The following is a 17669-nucleotide window of genomic DNA, read 5'->3' on the forward strand; positions in this document are numbered from 1 at the left end:
GATCGGTCCGTCGGCTAGTCGTTGGCGAGCAGCCAGGCCAGCAGCGCCTTCTGGGCGTGCAGACGGTTCTCCGCCTCGTCCCAGATGATGCTGCGCGGGCCGTCGATGACGTCGGCGGTCACTTCGAACCCACGGTCGGCCGGCAGGCAGTGCATGAAGACGGCGTCGTCGGCGGCGTGCGCCATGAGCGCGTCGTCGACGCGGTACCCCGCGAAGGTGTCGAGACGCGACTGCTTCTCGGACTCCTTGCCCATCGACACCCAGGTGTCGGTGACGACCACGTCGGCACCCGCGACCGCGGCCACCGGATCGGTCACCACGAGGACGGATCCGCCCGTCACGGCGGCGCGTTCCTCGGCATCGGTGACGACCTGCGCCGACGGGGAGAACTCGGCGGGGGCGGCGACGCGGACGTGCATGCCCGCCGTCGCCCCGGCGAGCAGGTACGACTGCGCCATGTTGCTCGCACCGTCACCGATGAACGCCACGGTCTGCCCGGCGAGGGCGCCGCGGTGCTCACGGATGGTGAGCAGGTCGGCGAGGAGCTGGCAGGGGTGGAAGTCGTCGGACAGCGCGTTGACGACGGGGACCGTCGTGCCGGCGGCCATCTCCTCGAGCCCGGCCTGGCCGTAGGTGCGCCACACGATCGCCGACACCATGCGCTCGAGCACGCGGGCGGTGTCCGACGGGGTCTCCTTGCCGCCGAGCTGGCTGTTCGCCGTCGAGATGATCAGCGGGCTGCCGCCGAGGTCGGAGATGCCGACGTGGAAGGACACCCGGGTACGGGTCGACGACTTGTCGAAGATCACCGCGACGCTCTGCGGACCGGCCAGCGGCTTCTCCGCCCAGCGGTCGGCCTTCATGCGGTCGGCGATGTCGAGGATCGCGGACTGCTCGGCCTGGCTCAGGTCGTCGTCGCGGAGGAAGTGGCGGGTCATGCTGTGGGCTCCTGCGCTGCGGCGACGGCCGCGAGGCTCTGGGCGAGGATCGACAGGAACTCGTCGATCTCGGCGTCGGACACGATGAGCGGCGGCGCGATGCGCAGGCTCGACTCGTTGGGGGCGTTGATGATGAGGCCACGCTCGAGGGCGGCTGCGTTGACGGCCGGACCGATCGGACCGGTCAGACCGACGCCGATGAGCAGGCCGGTGCCACGGACCTCTTCCACCAGCGGGGAGCCGATGGCGCGGATGCCGTCACGGATCCGCTCACCCTTGACCACTGCGCCGGCGACGAGGTCGGCGCGCTCGATCTCCTCGAGCACCGCGTTGGCGACTCGGGTGCCGAGCGGGTTGCCGCCGAAGGTCGAACCGTGCTGCCCGGCCGAGAACAGGTCGGAGGCCCAGCCGAACGTGACGAGGGCGCCGATGGGGAAGCCACCGGCGATGCCCTTGGCGACGGTGATGGCGTCCGGCGTCACACCGTGGCCCTGGAACGCGAACCAGTTGCCGGTCCGGCCGACGCCCGTCTGGATCTCGTCGAGGATCAGCAGTGCGCCGTGCTCCGCGGTCAGTCGGCGTGCCGCCAGCAGGAAGCCCTCCGGCAGGTCGACCACGCCGGCCTCGCCCTTGATGGGTTCGAGGATCAGGGCGGCGACGGAGTCGTCGATCGACGCTTCGAGGGCCTCGATCGAGGTGTCGATGTGCTCGACACCCGGGATCATCGGCAGGAAGTCCTGCTGCAGCGCGGGCTTGCCGGTGAGCGCGAGCGCGCCCATGGTGCGGCCGTGGAAGCCCTGCTTGAGCGCGAGGATCCGGGTCTTGGTGCCGTCCGCACCCTTGTTGAGGCGGGCCAGCTTGAACGCGGCCTCGTTCGCCTCGGCGCCGGAGTTGCCGAAGTACACGCGGCCCGCGTCGCCCGCGCCGGTGATGCGCTTGAGGCGCTCGGCGAGTTCGAGCTGCGGCGGGGTGGCGAAGTAGTTCGACACGTGCACGAGCTTCGCGGCCTGGTCGGCGATCGCCTCCACCAGGGCGGGGTGCGCGTGGCCGAGCGAGTTCACCGCGATGCCGGCGAGGAAGTCGAGGTACTCGTTGCCCTCGACGTCCCAGACGCGGCAGCCCTGGCCGCGCTCGAGCATGATCTTCGGCGGGGTCAGGGATCGCATGAGCGACGCCCCGAACCGGTCGTTCCAGGTCTCGGTCTGCGTCTCGGTGCTCACTGCTGGTGTCCCTTCTCGTTCGTACCCGCCACGTGCTGGCCGGTACTGCTGTCGATCGACGGCGACGCCACGCGACGGCCGATCTCGGCGTGGGTCATCTGGTTCTCGGTTCGTCGGCTCGGGTCCGGGATCACCTCGGTGCCCGCACCCCGCAGGGTGAAGACCTCGAGCAGGATCGAGTGCGGGATCCGGCCGTCGATGATCGTCGCACCGCCGACCCCGCCGACCACGGCGTCGAGGCACGCGGTCATCTTGGGGATCATCCCCGACTCGAGGCTCGGCAGGAGCTCGCGGAGCTCGTCGACCGCGATGAGGTCGACGATCGAGTCACGGTCGGGCCAGTTGCGGTACAGGCCGGGGACGTCGGTGAGCATCATGAGCTTCGAGGCCCGGAGCGCGATCGCCAGGGCACCCGCCGCAGCGTCCGCGTTCACGTTGAGCGCCTGGTCGGGGTGTGCGTCGTCGATCGCGATGCTCGAGACGACCGGGATCCGGCCGGCCTCGATCGCGGCGAGCACACCGGACGGGTCGACGTGGGTGATGTCCCCGACATGACCGAGGTCGTACTCCTGCCCGTCGACGACGACGCCCTTCTTCTCGCCGGTGAACAGCGAGCCGCCGTCGCCGAACACGCCAACGGCCAGGCCCTCGCCGTGTTCGTTCATCAAGTCGACGATCTCGCGGTTGACCTCGCCGGCCAGGACGTCGCGGACGACCGTGATCGCCTCGGTCGTCGTGACGCGGTAGCCGCCGCGGAACTCGGACTCGATGCCCTGTTCCTTGAGGGCGGCGGAGATCTGCGGACCCCCACCGTGCACGACGACCGGGTGCAGGCCGGCGTAGCGCAGGTAGACCATGTCCTCGGCGAAGGCGCGCTTCAGGTCCTCGTTCACCATGGCGTTGCCGCCGAACTTGACCACGACGACCTTGCCCGAGAAGCGCTTGAGCCATGGCAGCGACTCGATGAGCGTCGCCGCCTTGACCGCGGCGAACTCGTGTTCTTCTTCCTTCGTGAGGGGCGTGCCGGCCCCGTTCGTGTCGGCCGCCATCAGCTGGAGTACGCGCTGTTCTCGTGCACGTAGTCGTGCGTTAGGTCGTTGGTCAGGATCGTGGCCGAGTGCGTGCCGACACCGAGGTCGATGCGCACGTGGGTGTCACGCGGGGTCAGGTCGACGGAGTCGCTCGGCTCGTCGGGCGCGCCCGCGTGGCAGACCCGGACGCCGTTCATGCTGACGTCCACCGCGTACGGGTCGAACTCGGCGTCGGTGGTGCCGATCGCTGCGAGCACCCGGCCCCAGTTCGGGTCGTTGCCGAAGACCGCAGCCTTGAACAGGTTGTTCCGGGCGACGCTCCGACCGACGGTCACGGCGTCGTCCTCGGTCGCGGCGTGCACGACCTCGATCGCGATGTCGTGGCTCGCGCCCTCGGCGTCCTGCTGCAGCTGGCGGGCCAGGTCGGCACAGACCGCGGTCAGGGCCTCCTGGAAGTCACCGACCTCGGGCGTCACGCCGCTCGCACCCGACGACAGCAGGACGACGGTGTCGTTCGTGGACATGCAGCCGTCGGAATCGACCCGGTCGAACGTGATGCGGGTGGCGGCGCGGAGCGCCTGGTCGAGCTGGTCCGGCGTCTGCACGGCGTCCGTCGTGATGACGACGAGCATCGTCGCGAGCCCCGGCGCGAGCATCCCGGCGCCCTTGGCCATGCCGCCGACGGTCCAGCCGTCCTCGGTCACGACGGACTGCTTGGCCTTCGTGTCCGTCGTCATGATCGCGGTGGCCGCATCCGGACCGCCGTCGTCGCTCAGTGCCGCACTCGCCAGGTCGACGCCACGGAGCACGTTGTCGCGGAAGGTCTGGTCGCCCACACCGATGAGCCCGGTAGAGCAGACGACGACGTCGCCGGCTCCGATCCCGAGGGCGTCGCCCACGGCTTCGGCCGTCAGGTGCGTGGTCTGGAAGCCGAACGGGCCGGTGAAGCAGTTCGCGCCGCCGGAGTTCAGGACGACGGCACGCGCGACGCCGTCTCCGACGACCTGGCGAGACCAGATGACGGGGTGTGCCTGGGCTCGGTTGCTGGTGAAGACCGCGGCCACGGCCGCGTCGGGGCCGTCGTTGACGACGAGGGCCACGTCCGGCTTGCCGCTCGTCTTGAGACCGGCGGTGACGCCGGCGGCGCGGAAGCCCGCTGCCGCGGTGACGCCCTGGAGGCCCGGCTCGGTCTGGGTGGTCGTGCCTGCGTCGGTCACGGTGCGACTCCGTCCACGCTGAGGCCCGTGGTCTCGGGGAGACCGAGGGCGATGTTCGCCGACTGGACGGCGGCGCCCGCCGTGCCCTTGGCGAGGTTGTCGAGCGCGGTCACCGCGACGACACGGCCGGCGGCCTCGTCGACGGCGATGCCGACGAGCGCGGTGTTCGCACCGATCGTGTCCGCGACCCGGGGGAACTCGCCCTCGGGCAGCAGGTGGACGAAGGGCTCGTCGGCGTACGCCTGTTCCCAGGCGAGGCGGACGTCGCGTGCGCTGACGCCGGGCGAGAGCTTCGCGGTGGTGGTCGCCAGGATCCCCCGCGACATCGGGACCAGGACCGGCGTGAACGAGATCGTCACGTCGGAGGCCCCCGCGACCTGCAGGTTCTGCTGGATCTCGGGGACGTGCCGGTGCGTGCCACCGACGGCGTACGCGCTGGCGGACCCCATGATCTCGGAGGCCAGGTAGGTGGTGCTGAGCTTCTTGCCGGCACCGCTCGGGCCGACGCTGAGCACCGCGACGAGGTCGTCGGACTCGACGAGGCCGGCCTGGATGCCCGGCTGGATGCCGAGCGTCACCGCGGTGACGTTGCAGCCGGGCACCGCGATGCGCTTCGTGCCGACCAGGGCGGTACGCTGCTTGCCCTGCGACGCGATGTCGTCGACCTCGCGCCATTCATCGGCCGAACCCGGGGTGGGCGCCGCGAGCAGGAGCTCGGGCAGCCCGTAGGTCCACGCGCCGAAGTAGTCACCGCCGTAGAACCGCTCCCACGCCGCCGGGTCCGTCAGACGGTGGTCCGCACCGCAGTCGATGACGAGCGCGTCGTCGCCGAGTTCCGCGGTGATCGCTCCCGACTGCCCGTGCGGCAGCGCCAGGAACACCACGTCGTGCCCGCGCAGCGTCTCGGCCGTCGTCTCCGCCAGGGTCAGGTGCGACAGTGAACGGAGGTGCGGCTGCGTCGCGATCAGCGGCTGTCCGGCGTTCGAGAACGCCGTCACCGTCCTGACCTCGAACTCGGGGTGGGCGGAGAGCACACGCAGGAGCTCACCACCCGCGTAGCCGGAGGCTCCCGCCACGGCGACGGATACGGACATGGGATTCCACCTTTGGTCGGACTGGTCGTCGAGAGAGTCGGAGGCGGCGACCCCGGGCGGTGCTGATCCCGTGTGGGTCAGTCGCGCAGGGTCGCCCCGAATCGCTCGCCGGCACGTCGGACAGCGCCGTCACGGGCCTCGGTGGCCTCGGCAGCGGTCAGCGTGCGGTCCGTGGCGCGGAAGCGCAGGGCGAACGTCAGGGACTTCTGTCCCTCGTCCACGCCGGAGCCCCGGTAGTCATCCACGAGCCGAGCATACTCCAACAGGTCTCCGGCGCCAGAGCGCACCGCATCCAGCACGTCACCGGCCGGCACGTCCGCGTCGACGACGAGCGAGAGGTCCTGCGTGGCTGCCGGGTAGGAGACGATCGGCGCGACCGCGACGAGTTCCGGGGCCGCGGCGACCAGCGCGTCGAGGTCGAGCTCGACGACCGCCACCACACGGGGCAGGACGGCGGCCTCGGCAAGTTCGGGCAGGAGCTCTCCGGCGACGCCCACGACCGTGCCGTCGACGAGCAGCGACGCGGCGCGGCCCGGGTGCAGGGACGGGTGGGTCGTCTGCGCGACGGTGAGTTCGACACCGACGGCCCAGGCGACCTGGCGGGCCGCGTCGATTGCGTCGGCGATGCCGAACGGTTCTGCCGTGGTGCCCGGCTGCTTGACGACCCGGTGGCCGGTGAGCAGTGCGGCGACGTGGAAGGGCTGGGCGGGCAGCGAGGCGTCCAGCGCCTCGAGCGTCGCACGGTCGGGCCGGGCGGCGCCCGCCGGGACCTCGTCGGTGCCGAGCGTCACGCCCGTGACCGGCAGGAACACCCGGGACGTCTCGTAGAGCGCGACGTCGACGAGCCCGCGCGACACGTTGCGACGGGCGGCGTCGACCAGGGCCGGCACGCCGCTGCGGCGCAGGAGGTTTTGCTCGCTGTCCAGGGCGTTGGCGAGCACGACACTCGGTCCGCCCTGCGGGTCGATCCCCGGGTAGGCGTCCTGCGTGGCCGCGGACACGAACGGCGCCGTGACGACCTCGGTCAGGCCCGCCGCGGCCAGCGCCGAGGCAACCCGACGACGAGCCTGCTGGTGCCGGGTCAGGCCCCGACCGGGCGGAGCGACCGGCAGCACGCTCGGGATCCGGTCGTAGCCGACGATGCGCGCGACCTCTTCGACGAGGGTGGTGTCGTCGGTCAGGTCGGGACGCCAGGTGGGCGGGGTGACCGCGAGCTGCTCACCGTCGGCCTCGACCGTGGCGCCGATCGCGCGGAGCGTGTCGATGACCTCGGCATCGGTGTACTCGACGCCGACGAGCTCGGCCGGACGCGAGAGGCGCATCGTCACGGTCGCCCGCGGCTCGGTGTCGACGAGCGTGGACCCGAGAGCGTCCGCGGTGCCACCGGCGAGCTCGACGAGGAGCTCGACGGCACGGTTCGCCGCGGCCTCGGCCACCTGCGGGTCGACCCCACGTTCGAAGCGACGGGATGCCTCGCTGGGGAGCTTGTGGCGACGAGCGGTGCGGGCGATGGAGACCTGGTCGAACCCGGCGGCCTCGATCAGGACGTCGGTCGTGCTCGCCGAGATCTCGGTGCGGGCTCCGCCCATGACGCCGGCGAGGCCGACGGGACCGTCGTCGTCGGTGATGACGAGGTCTTCGGGGTCGAGCTTCCGGACGGTGCCGTCGAGGGTCTCGAGCGTCTCGCCAGCGGTCGCCCGGCGCACGCCGAGGCCGCCCACGATGGTCTGCAGGTCGTAGCCGTGGAGCGGCTGGCCGAGCTCGAACATGACGTAGTTCGTGATGTCGACGGGCAGGGAGATGGAGCGCACCCCCGCCAGCGACAGGCGCGACACCATCCAGGACGGTGTCTTCGCGGCCGGGTCGATCCCGCGAACGACACGCGTGACGAACGTCGACGCTCCGACACGATCCCGGATCGGGGCCTGGTCGTCGATCGTGACCCGGAACCCCTCGGCCGCACGCGGCACAACGCGCGCGACGGGGTCGTGGAAGCTGGCTCCGGTGGCGTGCGCGTACTCACGAGCGACCCCGCGCATGCTGAGCACGTAGCCGCGGTCCGGCGTGACGTTGATCTCGACCGCGGCGTCGTCGAGGCCGAGGAGCGCGATGGCGTCGGCACCGACGGTGGGGTCCATGCCGAGGTCGGCGAAGCGCAGGATGCCGTCGTGCTCGTCACCCAGCCCGAGCTCGCGGGCCGAGGCGATCATGCCGTCGGACACGTGCCCGTAGGTCTTGCGGGCGGCGATCGGGAACGGCCCGGGCAGGACCGCGCCGGGCAGCGTGACGACGACGAGGTCGCCGACGTCGAAGTTGTGCGCGCCGCAGACGATGCCGCGGGGCTCGGCTTCGCCGACGTCCACCTGGCACCAGTTGATGGTCTTGCCGTTCTTCTGCGGCTCGGGGACGCGCTCGAGGACCCGACCGACCACGATGGGTCCGGTCAGGTCGAAGGTGTGGACGTCCTCTTCCTCGAAGCCGACCGACACGAGCGCCGCGTGGACGTGCTCGAGGGTGACGTCCTCGGGGAGGTCGACGGACTCACCGAGCCAACGGAGTGGGACGCGCATCAGACCACCGTTCCGAACTGCTGCGAGAAGCGGATGTCGCCCTCGAGGAAGTCACGCATGTCGTTCAGGCCGTTGCGGAACTGCAGTGTCCGCTCGATGCCCATGCCGAACGCGAAGCCCTGGTACTCGTCCGGGTCGATGCCGGCGGCACGCAGGACGTTGGGGTTCACCATGCCGCAGCCACCCCACTCGACCCACCGCGCGCCACCCTTGGCGTTCGGCTGCCAGACGTCCATCTCGGCGCTGGGCTCGGTGAACGGGAAGTAGTTCGGGCGGAGCCGGATCTGCGCCTCGGCGCCGAACATCTGCCGGGCGAAGTGCTCGAGCGTGCCGCGCAGGTGCGCCATCGTCAGGCCCTTGTCGATCGCGATGCCCTCGACCTGGGTGAAGACCGGCAGGTGCGTGGCGTCGAGCTCGTCGGCGCGGTAGACGCGACCCGGGGCGATGACGTACAGCGGGAGGTCACGCGACAGCAGCGACCGCACCTGCACCGGTGAGGTGTGGGTGCGCATGACCAGGTGCCGGTCGACGGGCTCGACGAAGATCGTGTCCGCCATGGCCCGGGCCGGGTGGTCCTGGTCGAAGTTCAGCGCGTCGAAGTTGAACCACTCGTGCTCGAGCTCTGGGCCTTCTGCCACTTCCCACCCCATGCCGACGAAGATGTCGGCGACGGCTTCGTTCAGCAGCGAGAGCGGGTGGCGGGAGCCGGTGGCGCGGTGGACCGGCAACGCGGTGACGTCGACGCGCTCGGCCTCGAGCCGTGCGCGCTCCTCGGCCACCGCGAGGACGGATTCCTGCTCGGCGATCGCCGAGTTCACCCGCCCTCGGGCCTGCCCGACGAGCTTGCCCGCCGCGGCCTTCTGCTCCGGCGGCACACTGCGCATCGATGCGTTCATCCGCGCCAACGGTGACTGCTCACCGGTGTGCTCGGCCCTGGCCTGCTTCAGTTCGGCGACCGTCGTCGTGGCACGGACGGCGGCGAGGGCCGCGTCCACCGCGTCGGCGACGGCCGATTCGCTGATCTCGAGAGGTTCTGACACGAGACCCAAGCCTACCGGCCGTCGGGATACCACCCACCTGCACCGAGCGGACGGTGGATGACCGACGCCGACGACCGGCTTGGGGAGGGAAGAGCGTCAGCTCCGGAGCGCGAAGGCCGACTCGTACAGGCACACCGACGCGGCCGTGGCGAGGTTCATGGACTCCGCCTGTCCGTAGATCGGCACCTTGACGGCCCGGTCGACGAGCGCCAGGTCGTCGGCGGTGAGTCCGCGGGCCTCGTTGCCGAAGACCCACGCGGTCGGTCCGTCGAGCATCCCCTCGGCGCGGACCACCGGCAGGTCGTCGCCGGAGACGTCCGCCGCGAGCACCGTGTAGCCGAGGGCCTTCGCCCGCGCGATCGTGTCTGCCAGGGTCACGCCGACGGACACCGGGACGTGGAACAGGGACCCGGTCGTCGACCGGACGACCTTCGGGTTGTACGGGTCGACCGAGCGTCCGGTCAGCACCACGGCGTCGGCGCCGGCCGCATCGGCAGCCCGGATGATCGTGCCGGCGTTCCCCGGGTCCCGCACCTCTTCGAGGATGGCGACCAGTCCGGGCAACGCGGCCTGCTCGTCGGACGCATCACGGGCCTCCCGGTCGGCAGCGGCCGCAGCGCGGTCCGGGAAGACGTCCTTCACCGACGTCGGGAACTGCTGGCACACCGCGACCACGCCCTGCGGGGTGACCGTGTCGGCCATCGCGTCGAGCACCTGCTCCGTCACGAACCAGGTGTCCACCGGCGCGTCGTCGAGCCCGTAGCGGGCAGCGGCGGTCGGCGTCACGTAGAGCTCGCGCAGGAGCTCCGGTGCGTACTCCAGCGCTTCGCGGACCGCTTGGGGCCCTTCCAGCAGGAACAGGCCGGTCTCGGCCCGGACGTCCTTCTTGGCCAGGGCCGCAACGGCCTTCACGCGTCCGGCACGGGGGTTCTCGAGGAGATCGCTCACGACCCAAGTCTAGGAACGACGAAACCCCCGCCGTGCGGCGGGGGTTTCGCGAGCAGAAGAACTGACTACGCAGCCTTCGGGGCCGAGGTGTCGGCCGGGAGGGCCTTCTTCGCGGTCTCGACGAGCGCGGTGAAGGTCTCGGGGTTGTTCACCGCGAGGTCGGCGAGGATGCGACGGTCGACCTCGACGCCGGCCAGGTTGAGACCCTGGATGAGGCGGTTGTAGGTCAGGCCGTTCGCACGGGACGCAGCGTTGATGCGCTGGATCCAGAGGCGACGGAACTCGCCCTTCTTCGCGTGACGGTCGCGGTACGCGTAGACGAGGGAGTGGGTGACCTGCTCCTTGGCCTTGCGGTACAGGCGCGAACGCTGGCCGCGGTAGCCCTCGGCGCGTTCGAGGATGACGCGGCGCTTCTTGGCGGCGTTGACCGCTCTCTTTACTCGTGCCATTGCACTATTCCTTTACGATCTGCGGGGCTCAGTGGCCGAGGAGCTTCTTGACGTTCTTCGCGTCACCCTTGGAGAGGACCTGGTCCTCGTTCAGGCGGGCCTTGCGCTTGGAGCTCTTGACCTCGAGGTTGTGACGCATACCGGCCTGCTGCTTCATGATCTTGCCGGTACCGGTGACCTTGAAGCGCTTCTTCGACCCGGAGTGGGTCTTCTGCTTGGGCATGGTGGTGCCTTTCCGTGGGATGGATGGGGGGCCGCGTCGTTGCGGGGTCGGTCCGGGGACCTATTCGGCCGCGGCGTCCGTGGATTCCGCAGCTGCCTCGGACGTGGAACCGGCCTCGGCCTCGTCCTTGCCCTTCGCGGCGTGCTCGGTGGCACGACGCTCGGCCTTCTGTGCAGCACGCTTGGCGTTCTGCTCGCCCTTGACGTCGGACTTGTTCTTGAGCGGAGCGATGATCATCGTCATGTTGCGGCCGTCCTGGGTCGGACGCGACTCGACGACACCGAACTCGGCGATCTCTTCCGCGAACTTCTGGAGGAGACGGACACCCTGCTCCGGACGCGACTGCTCGCGGCCACGGAAGAGGATCATCGCCTTCACCTTGTCGCCACCGAGGAGGAACCCCTCGGCACGCTTGCGCTTCGTCTCGTAGTCGTGCACGTCGATCTTCAGGCGGAAACGGACCTCTTTCAGGTCCGTGTTCACCTGGTTGCGACGAGCTTCCTTGGCCTTCTGAGCGGCTTCGTACTTGAACTTGCCGTAGTCCATGATCTTGGCCACGGGCGGCTTCGAGTTCGGCGCGACCTCGACCAGATCCAGTTCGGCTTCCTGCGCGAGACGCAGTGCCATGGCGATCGGGACAACGCCGACCTGCTCACCCTGCGGACCGACGAGTCGGACTTCGGGAACGCGGATTCGGTCGTTGGTACGGGGATCGGTGATGCGGAGCTCCTTCAATCAGGTGGTGGCCGTCCGGGGCGTTTGCCCTGGACGACAGCACGAGAGAGGAGATCTGACGCACGGGATGTCGACCCGTTCGGCAGCCGCCCTGCATCGGATCCGTGGGATCCGACCGACGAGCACAACACGTGCACTCGCGGAGCGGTGGTGACCCGGTAGCCTGGTGGAACGCGGCCGCGGGTGGGAGAGACTCCTCTTTCGTGACACCGTCCGGGTGTTGTCGAGGAACTGACGGCACACGGACAGCATCTGCCGCGAGCAAGCCTAGCAGAGGAGCACCGTGAGCGACACCCCGATCGACGACACCGGCATCGACGCCGCCAGGGACATCGCGGAGGTGCCGGCGGTCGAACTCATCAACACCGTTGCGGTGCACCTGCTCAGTGCCGCGGCCGTGAAGGTCGGCCTGGCCGACGACCCGCAGGAACAGACCGACCTGGACGAGGCGCGGAAGCTCATCACCGCGCTGGCCGGCCTGGTCACCGCCGCCGCGACCGAGATCGGCGACCACCACGCCCGTCCGCTCCGCGACGGACTGCGGTCGCTGCAGCTCGCCTTCCGCGAGGCGTCGGCGATCCCGGACCCGATCGGTGCCGGACCGGGCGAGAAGTACACGGGTCCCGTCAACTAGACGACGTCACCCGGTGACGGACGGGAGGCCCGTGGCGGTGTCGCCACGGGCCTCCCGTCCGTCCGTGGGTCGCGCTCAGGACCCGCTGTCGCCGACCAGGCGCGCGACGGCCGCGAGCGGGATCCCGACCCAGTCGGGTCGGTTGCGTGTCTCGTAGACGACCTCGTAGACCGCCTTGTCGAGCTCGAAGGCGTCGAGCAACGCGCTGTGGACGGCGAGGTCCGCGCCGGCCCCCTGCTGGTAGCCCTCGAGGAAGCGGGCTCGCGCCTCGGCTGCCCACGAGGCCGCGTCGACCGGTTCGGCATCGTGTGCCAGCGCGCCCGCGACGTAGTCGAAGGAGCGCAGCATGCCCGCGACGTCGCGCAGGGTGACGTCCGGCAGCGAGCGTTCGTCGAGGGGGCGGAGCGGCTCGCCCTCGAAGTCCAGGAACACCCACCCGCGGGGGTCCGGTGCCGACAGGACCTGTCCGAGGTGCAGGTCACCGTGGATGCGCTGCAGATCCGGCCACGTCGCGTCAGCGGCACGGGCGTAGACCGCGCGGATGGCGTCGGCGTGGTCGGCGACGGCCGGGGCCTCGCGGGCGGCGGTGTCGAGTCGGGCGTGCATCGTCGCGACGGCGGCGTCCCGTCGGGGCGCGTCGGCCGGTTCCGTCGGCAGCGCTCCTGCGAGGGTGCGGTGCACAGCGGCGAGCGCGGCGCCGAGCTGCTCGGCGCGGTCACCGAACGGAGTACCGGCCTGCGCCTCCTGCAGGGCGACGCGCCAGGCGTCGTCGAGCCCGGGCAGGAACTCCTGGGCGAAGGCGAGGTGCCCCGTCGCCCTGCCGTCCGGGCGTCCGACGTCGGGCCAGTCGGCGCGGAGTGCGCCGTAGACCCGCGGCACGCGCGTGCTGCCCGCCGCCGTGAGGGCGAGCTGCGTGGTCACATCGGGGTTGTCGCCGTGGTGCAAGACGCGGAAGACCTTGATGATGACGCGGTCGCCCGACTCGGTGTCGCAGATGACCGAGGTGTTGGACTGCTCACCCGTCAGGACGCGGGCGGCGGTGACCCGGCCGATCGGGCTGAGGCTGTCCGGCGCCGCGTCGATGCGTGCGGCGAGCGCCGAGACCCACGCGAGGTCGGTCGTGGCGTCGACGATCGCGCCGTCGGCGTCGCTGGTGATCGGCGACTGGTAGAGGACGGGGACCGCGGGGGCCTCGTCGAGCACCAGCCGCGTTCCGTCGTCGGTGGAGATCGTCCGGAGGCGTGGCACGGACCCCTTCGAGGCGTACCAGCGGCGGTCGGCGATCCAGGACTCGAGGTCGCGGTCGCTCGGCGTGCTGGTGGGGGCCGTGGTGTCGGGGGCGCTGTGGTCTGCGCGGGTGTCGGGGGCGCTGGGTGCTCCGTCGCTCATGCAGCGGAACCTACGCGCCGGGGCCTGGCGAGGTGCCGAGTCCTCCACAGGACGGGCAGGTCAGGACTCCGTCCACAGAACCCCGTTGCCCCCGGTCTGACACGGGTGCGTCGGACGACACTTGCGGCATGCCCCGACCCGCTGCCGCCCCCGCCCCCGCCGCCGCTGACGCTGCACATGCGCTCCCCGACCCCCGCCGGACCTGGCGGATCCTCGACGACCGCAGGCTCCCCGCACTCGAGCCGTTCGCCGCCGACGTGCGCCGTCACGAAGCGGTGACGGTGCGCGAGACGGTGTGGGACTCCGACGACCGGGTGCTCGCCACCGAGGGTGTCGTGCTCACACGGCTGCCGGACGGCGCCTGGACGATCGACCGGGGCGGGCACGGGACCGGCTCCGAACCGCTCAGCGGCGTGTCCGACGATCCCCCACGGGACACCGTCGAGGTGTTCCTGCGTGGTCGTCCCCTGCGGATGGTCCTGGTCCGTGACACCACCACGACGCTCGTGACCCTGCGCGGCGGGGACGGCCGGGTGCGGGCCGAGGTCGCCGACGTTCGCGTGGACGACGGCGACCCGGACACCACCGTGCTGCGGTCGTCGCGGTGGTGGGCCCTGACGGACGACGGACGCGACGGCGCCACGGCTCGAGCGGCCGAACGAGCGCTGCACGACGCGGCGACCGATCCGGTGGACGTCGCGTCGGTTCCGCTCCCCCGCGGCCCCGAGCCCGCCCCGGAGCGGCGACGCGGCCGAGCGAAGCGCCCCCGGCCGGGCACCGCCGCCGGGTTCGTCCTGCGGGTGCTCGATGCCCTGCGGCGCGACCTCGTCGCCGTGGATCCCCGGGTACGGGCCGACGAGTCCGAGGCCGTGCACGACCTGCGGAAGGTGCTGCGCCGCCTGCGGAGTGTGCTCGCGGCGTTCCGCGGCGCGCTCGACCGCCGGGCGACCGAGGAGCTCCGTGCCGCCCTGGCCCAGACCGGTCGGGTCGCCGGGACCGCTCGCGACGCCGAGGTGCTGCACGCCGGCTTGTCCCGGTCGGCGACACGAGCCCCCGACGGGTACGTGGACGCCGAGACCCTGGACCGCATCGCTTCGGCGACCGCGGAACGTCGCAGCGTCGCCGCTGCTGAGCTCCGGCGAGCGCTGCGCTCCGACGCCTGGTTCCGGACGCTCGACGCCCTCGACGACCTGCTGCTGCGGGCACCGGCCGGCCCGCACGCGGACGACGACGCAGCCGCGTTCGTCACCAGGCGCATCCGGCACGAGCGGGCACGCGTCGGTCGACTGCTGGGCGATCCCAGCGACGACCTCGACACCCTGCACGAGGTCCGGAAGGCTGCGCGCCGGTTGCGCTACGCACTGCAGGCGGCCGGGGACCTGCCCGACGTCGGCAAGCGTCGGCTCGGACGGCTGCGACGGGTGCAGGAGACCCTGGGCGAGACGCTCGACGCCGCGCACGCAGCCGATGCGTACCGAGGGCTGGCCGCTGTGGCAACGCAGCACGGCGAGGACACGTTCGGGTACGGCGTCCTGGCGACGACCGAGCTGGCGGCCAGTGCGCAGGGCCTGCACCGATCGCGGAAGCTGCTCGCCCGACTCTGACCGGGTGCGAGAATCGGGCCGTGCCGCACTACTTCGAGGACCTCGCTGCCGGACAGACCTTCACCACACCGGGGCGCACCATCACCGAGGCGGACGTGGTGTCGTTCGCCTCGTGGACGAACGACAACAACCAGGTGCACACGGACATCGAGTTCGCGGGGAAGACCCGCTACCGGCAGCGGATCGTGCACGGGCTGCTCGGTACCTCGCTGTGCCTCGGCCTCATCGCGCGCACGGGCGTGTTCGAGGGGTCCGCGGTGGCACTGCTCGGGATCGACCAGTGGCGCTTCACCGAGCCCGTGTTCATCGGGGACACCGTGACCTGCACCGTCGAGGTCCTGGGCACCCGGCTGACGAGTTCGGGCACGACCGGGATCGTCGAGCGGGCGGTGGCACTGCGGAACCAGCACGGCGTGGTCGTCCAGCAGGGTCGGATGGACGTCATGGTGCTCACCCGCGACGCCGCGATCGACTGAGCGACCGCTCGACGAGAGCCCGCCGAACCTGTTCCGCGCAATCCCGGCTCCCTCTTTACAACGATGTACCGGCACGGGAGCATGGACGCATGAGCACGCTCGACGGCACCGTGGCCGCACCTGACTCCGCTTCCGCCCCCGGCCTCCCCCTCGCTTCGCGGCAGGACGGCACGTACCCCCGGCCGCAGATGCTCCGTACCGCGTGGGCCGACCTCGACGGCACGTGGTCGTTCCGGAACGACGGCGACGATCCCGCCTGGCACACGGGCTTCACCGACGCACGGGACATCGTCGTCCCGTTCCCGCCCGAGTCCCCGGCCTCGGGCATCGACGAGCCCGGCTTCCACCCCGTGGTCTGGTACTCCCGTGCGATCACCCGCTCCGAGCTGGACGCCGCCGGGTTCGGCGACGGCGCCCCTCGACTCGTCCTGCACTTCGGCGCCGTCGACCACCGTGCCCGCGTCTGGATCGACGGGCAGTTCATCGGCGGACACGAGGGCGGCCACACCCCGTTCTCCTTCGACGTCACCGAAGCACTGGCCGCCGACCCCGACGCCGTGCACACGCTGGTGGTCCGCGCCGAGGACGACCCGCACGACCTGACCCAGCCGCGCGGCAAGCAGGACTGGCACGAGGACCCGCACGCGATCTGGTACCGCCGGACCACCGGGATCTGGCAGACCGTCTGGCTCGAGGCCGTGCCGACCGCCTCGATCGCGTCCCTGCGCTGGACGAACGTCGACCACGCGACCATGCGCCTGACGGTCCGGCTCGACGGTCACCGCACCGGCGGGGAGCGCCTGCACGTCGAGGCCCGCTGGGACGACCGCGACGAGCACCTCGCCACGATCGAGACCACCGTCGGCGAGACCGGCGACGAGTTCGACGTGGTCGTGCCGATCGCGCGGCAGACGAACGGGCAGGCCGAGGACGAGCTGCACTGGACGCCGGGCACGCCCCGGCTGATCGACGCCACGGTCATGCTGCTGCCGAGCGCCGGCAACGCCACGACTGCGGGGACGGGCGCGCTGGACGCCGTCGCCAGCTACTTCGGGATCCGGACGGTCGGGGTCGACGGCGGCGCGTTCCTGCTCAACGGCCGACGCCACGACGTCCGCAGCGTCCTGAACCAGGGCTACTGGCCCGAGTCGCACATCGCCGCCCCGTCCCGCCAGGCACTCCGCCGCGAGGTCGAACTCATCAAGGAGCTCGGCTTCAACGCGGCCCGCAACCACCAGAAGATCGAGGACCCGCGGTTCCTGTACTGGGCCGACCGACTCGGACTCATGGTGTGGGGTGAGGCTCCCGGCGCCTACGCGTTCTCCCCCCGCGCCGTGCAGCGTCTGATGCGCGAGTGGATGGACGCCGTCGAGCGTGACGCCTCGCACCCGTCGATCGTCACGTGGGTGCCCGCCAACGAGAGCTGGGGCGTGCAGCACATCGCCACCGACCCGGCCCAGCAGGCCTACGCCCGGGCCCTCGCCGACGTCACGCGGGCGTTGGACCGGACGCGTCCGGTGATCTCGAACGACGGGTGGGAGCACACGAACTCCGACATCGTCACGATCCACGACTACGAGGGCGACGGACCCCGACTCGCGGCCACCTACGCGGACGAGACCGCACGGGCCCGACTCCTGGGTGGCATCGGTCCGGCGGATCGCCGCATCCTGGTCGGCGGCGCCGAGGACCTCGGCCAGCCGGTCATGCTCACCGAGTTCGGGGGTGTGAACTACCAGCCGGGCGTCCAGCGCGACGACGGCTGGGGCTACACGTCCGCCAGTGACGGCGACGACTGGATCGCCCGCATCACCGCGCTGTACGACGCGATCCGCGCGAGCTCGTTCCTCGCCGGGTCCTGCTACACGCAGCTCACCGACACCATGCAGGAGACGAACGGCCTGCTCAACGCCGACCGGTCGCCGAAGGTGCCGATCGAGCAGATCCGTCGCGCGGTCACGGGGCGCTAGCCGGGAGGCCCGCGCTTCGTGAGCAGTAATGGTCGGGTCCGGCAGACGGACCCGACCATTACTGCTCACGAAGCACACAGGTTGCCTCGCGGCGGACGCGGGACGGCCCGCGATGCGGGGCGCGGCCCGCG

At 71.2% G+C, this 17669-nt stretch carries 16 protein-coding genes; 4 read left to right on the forward strand and 12 right to left on the reverse strand.

Going from position 1 to position 17669, the window contains the following annotated elements; translation table 11 throughout:
* Positions 1-14: 14 nt before the first annotated feature.
* The 11 genes from argF to infC all read right to left on the reverse strand — a co-directional run bounded on the left by argF (position 15) and on the right by infC (position 11465).
* Complete coding sequence (gene argF / locus FFG40_RS00510) at positions 15-938, reverse strand: ornithine carbamoyltransferase (RefSeq protein WP_071405139.1); 924 nt, start codon at positions 936-938, stop codon at positions 15-17.
* On the reverse strand, positions 935-2158 hold the full coding sequence (locus tag FFG40_RS00515) for an acetylornithine transaminase (RefSeq protein WP_027466545.1): 1224 nt from the start codon (positions 2156-2158) through the stop codon (positions 935-937). The genes argF and FFG40_RS00515 overlap by 4 nt, the downstream gene beginning before the upstream one ends.
* A complete protein-coding gene (gene argB, locus FFG40_RS00520; RefSeq protein ID WP_111058105.1) occupies positions 2155-3207 on the reverse strand; it encodes an acetylglutamate kinase in 1053 nt (350 codons plus the stop codon). Before argB ends, FFG40_RS00515 begins: the two co-directional genes overlap by 4 nt.
* Positions 3207-4406: a bifunctional glutamate N-acetyltransferase/amino-acid acetyltransferase ArgJ gene (gene argJ / locus FFG40_RS00525; RefSeq protein WP_027466547.1), complete on the reverse strand. Its 1200-nt coding sequence runs from the start codon at positions 4404-4406 to the stop codon at positions 3207-3209. The genes argB and argJ overlap by 1 nt, the downstream gene beginning before the upstream one ends.
* Positions 4403-5500: an N-acetyl-gamma-glutamyl-phosphate reductase gene (locus tag FFG40_RS00530; protein WP_138801912.1), complete on the reverse strand. Its 1098-nt coding sequence runs from the start codon at positions 5498-5500 to the stop codon at positions 4403-4405. Before FFG40_RS00530 ends, argJ begins: the two co-directional genes overlap by 4 nt.
* 77 nt (positions 5501-5577) lie before the next feature.
* On the reverse strand, positions 5578-8070 hold the full coding sequence (pheT, locus tag FFG40_RS00535; RefSeq protein ID WP_138801913.1) for a phenylalanine--tRNA ligase subunit beta: 2493 nt from the start codon (positions 8068-8070) through the stop codon (positions 5578-5580).
* A complete protein-coding gene (pheS, locus tag FFG40_RS00540) occupies positions 8070-9110 on the reverse strand; it encodes a phenylalanine--tRNA ligase subunit alpha (protein WP_138801914.1) in 1041 nt (346 codons plus the stop codon). Before pheS ends, pheT begins: the two co-directional genes overlap by 1 nt.
* A 96-nt stretch (positions 9111-9206) precedes the next feature.
* Positions 9207-10058 (reverse strand): RNA methyltransferase, encoded by an 852-nt coding sequence (locus tag FFG40_RS00545; RefSeq protein WP_138801915.1) that lies wholly within the window; start codon positions 10056-10058, stop codon positions 9207-9209.
* A gap of 65 nt (positions 10059-10123) precedes the next feature.
* Positions 10124-10507 carry a 50S ribosomal protein L20 gene (gene rplT, locus FFG40_RS00550; protein WP_017887975.1) on the reverse strand — a complete coding sequence of 128 codons (384 nt, stop codon included), beginning with the start codon at positions 10505-10507 and terminating at the stop codon, positions 10124-10126.
* 28 nt (positions 10508-10535) lie between these two features.
* Positions 10536-10730 (reverse strand): 50S ribosomal protein L35, encoded by a 195-nt coding sequence (rpmI, locus tag FFG40_RS00555; RefSeq protein ID WP_017887976.1) that lies wholly within the window; start codon positions 10728-10730, stop codon positions 10536-10538.
* Between the two features lie 60 nt (positions 10731-10790).
* Positions 10791-11465 carry a translation initiation factor IF-3 gene (gene infC, locus FFG40_RS00560; protein WP_081827403.1) on the reverse strand — a complete coding sequence of 225 codons (675 nt, stop codon included), beginning with the start codon at positions 11463-11465 and terminating at the stop codon, positions 10791-10793.
* 283 nt (positions 11466-11748) lie between these two features.
* On the opposite strand from infC, the gene FFG40_RS00565 reads away from it, so the two are divergent.
* A complete protein-coding gene (locus FFG40_RS00565; RefSeq protein ID WP_027466553.1) occupies positions 11749-12099 on the forward strand; it encodes a DUF1844 domain-containing protein in 351 nt (116 codons plus the stop codon).
* Between the two features lie 75 nt (positions 12100-12174).
* On the opposite strand, the gene FFG40_RS00570 is transcribed toward FFG40_RS00565, so the two are convergent.
* The gene (locus tag FFG40_RS00570; protein ID WP_185974052.1) at positions 12175-13488 is read right to left on the reverse strand and encodes a phosphotransferase; all 1314 of its coding nucleotides are present in this window, start codon (positions 13486-13488) and stop codon (positions 12175-12177) included.
* 128 nt (positions 13489-13616) lie between these two features.
* Here FFG40_RS00570 and FFG40_RS00575 point away from each other — a divergent pair, with 128 nt between their 5' ends.
* The 3 genes from FFG40_RS00575 (at position 13617) to FFG40_RS00585 (ending at position 17538) form a co-directional block, all read left to right on the forward strand.
* Positions 13617-15092, forward strand: a complete 1476-nt coding sequence (locus FFG40_RS00575; RefSeq protein ID WP_138801916.1) for a CHAD domain-containing protein — start codon at positions 13617-13619, stop codon at positions 15090-15092.
* A gap of 20 nt (positions 15093-15112) precedes the next feature.
* Positions 15113-15568 (forward strand): MaoC/PaaZ C-terminal domain-containing protein, encoded by a 456-nt coding sequence (locus FFG40_RS00580; RefSeq protein ID WP_138801917.1) that lies wholly within the window; start codon positions 15113-15115, stop codon positions 15566-15568.
* A gap of 89 nt (positions 15569-15657) precedes the next feature.
* Positions 15658-17538 carry a glycoside hydrolase family 2 protein gene (locus FFG40_RS00585; RefSeq protein WP_138801918.1) on the forward strand — a complete coding sequence of 627 codons (1881 nt, stop codon included), beginning with the start codon at positions 15658-15660 and terminating at the stop codon, positions 17536-17538.
* The last annotated feature ends 131 nt before the right edge of the window (positions 17539-17669 follow it).

This window comes from Curtobacterium sp. KBS0715 (genome assembly GCF_005938005.2).
GTDB classification, from domain to species: Bacteria; Actinomycetota; Actinomycetes; order Actinomycetales; family Microbacteriaceae; genus Curtobacterium; species Curtobacterium flaccumfaciens.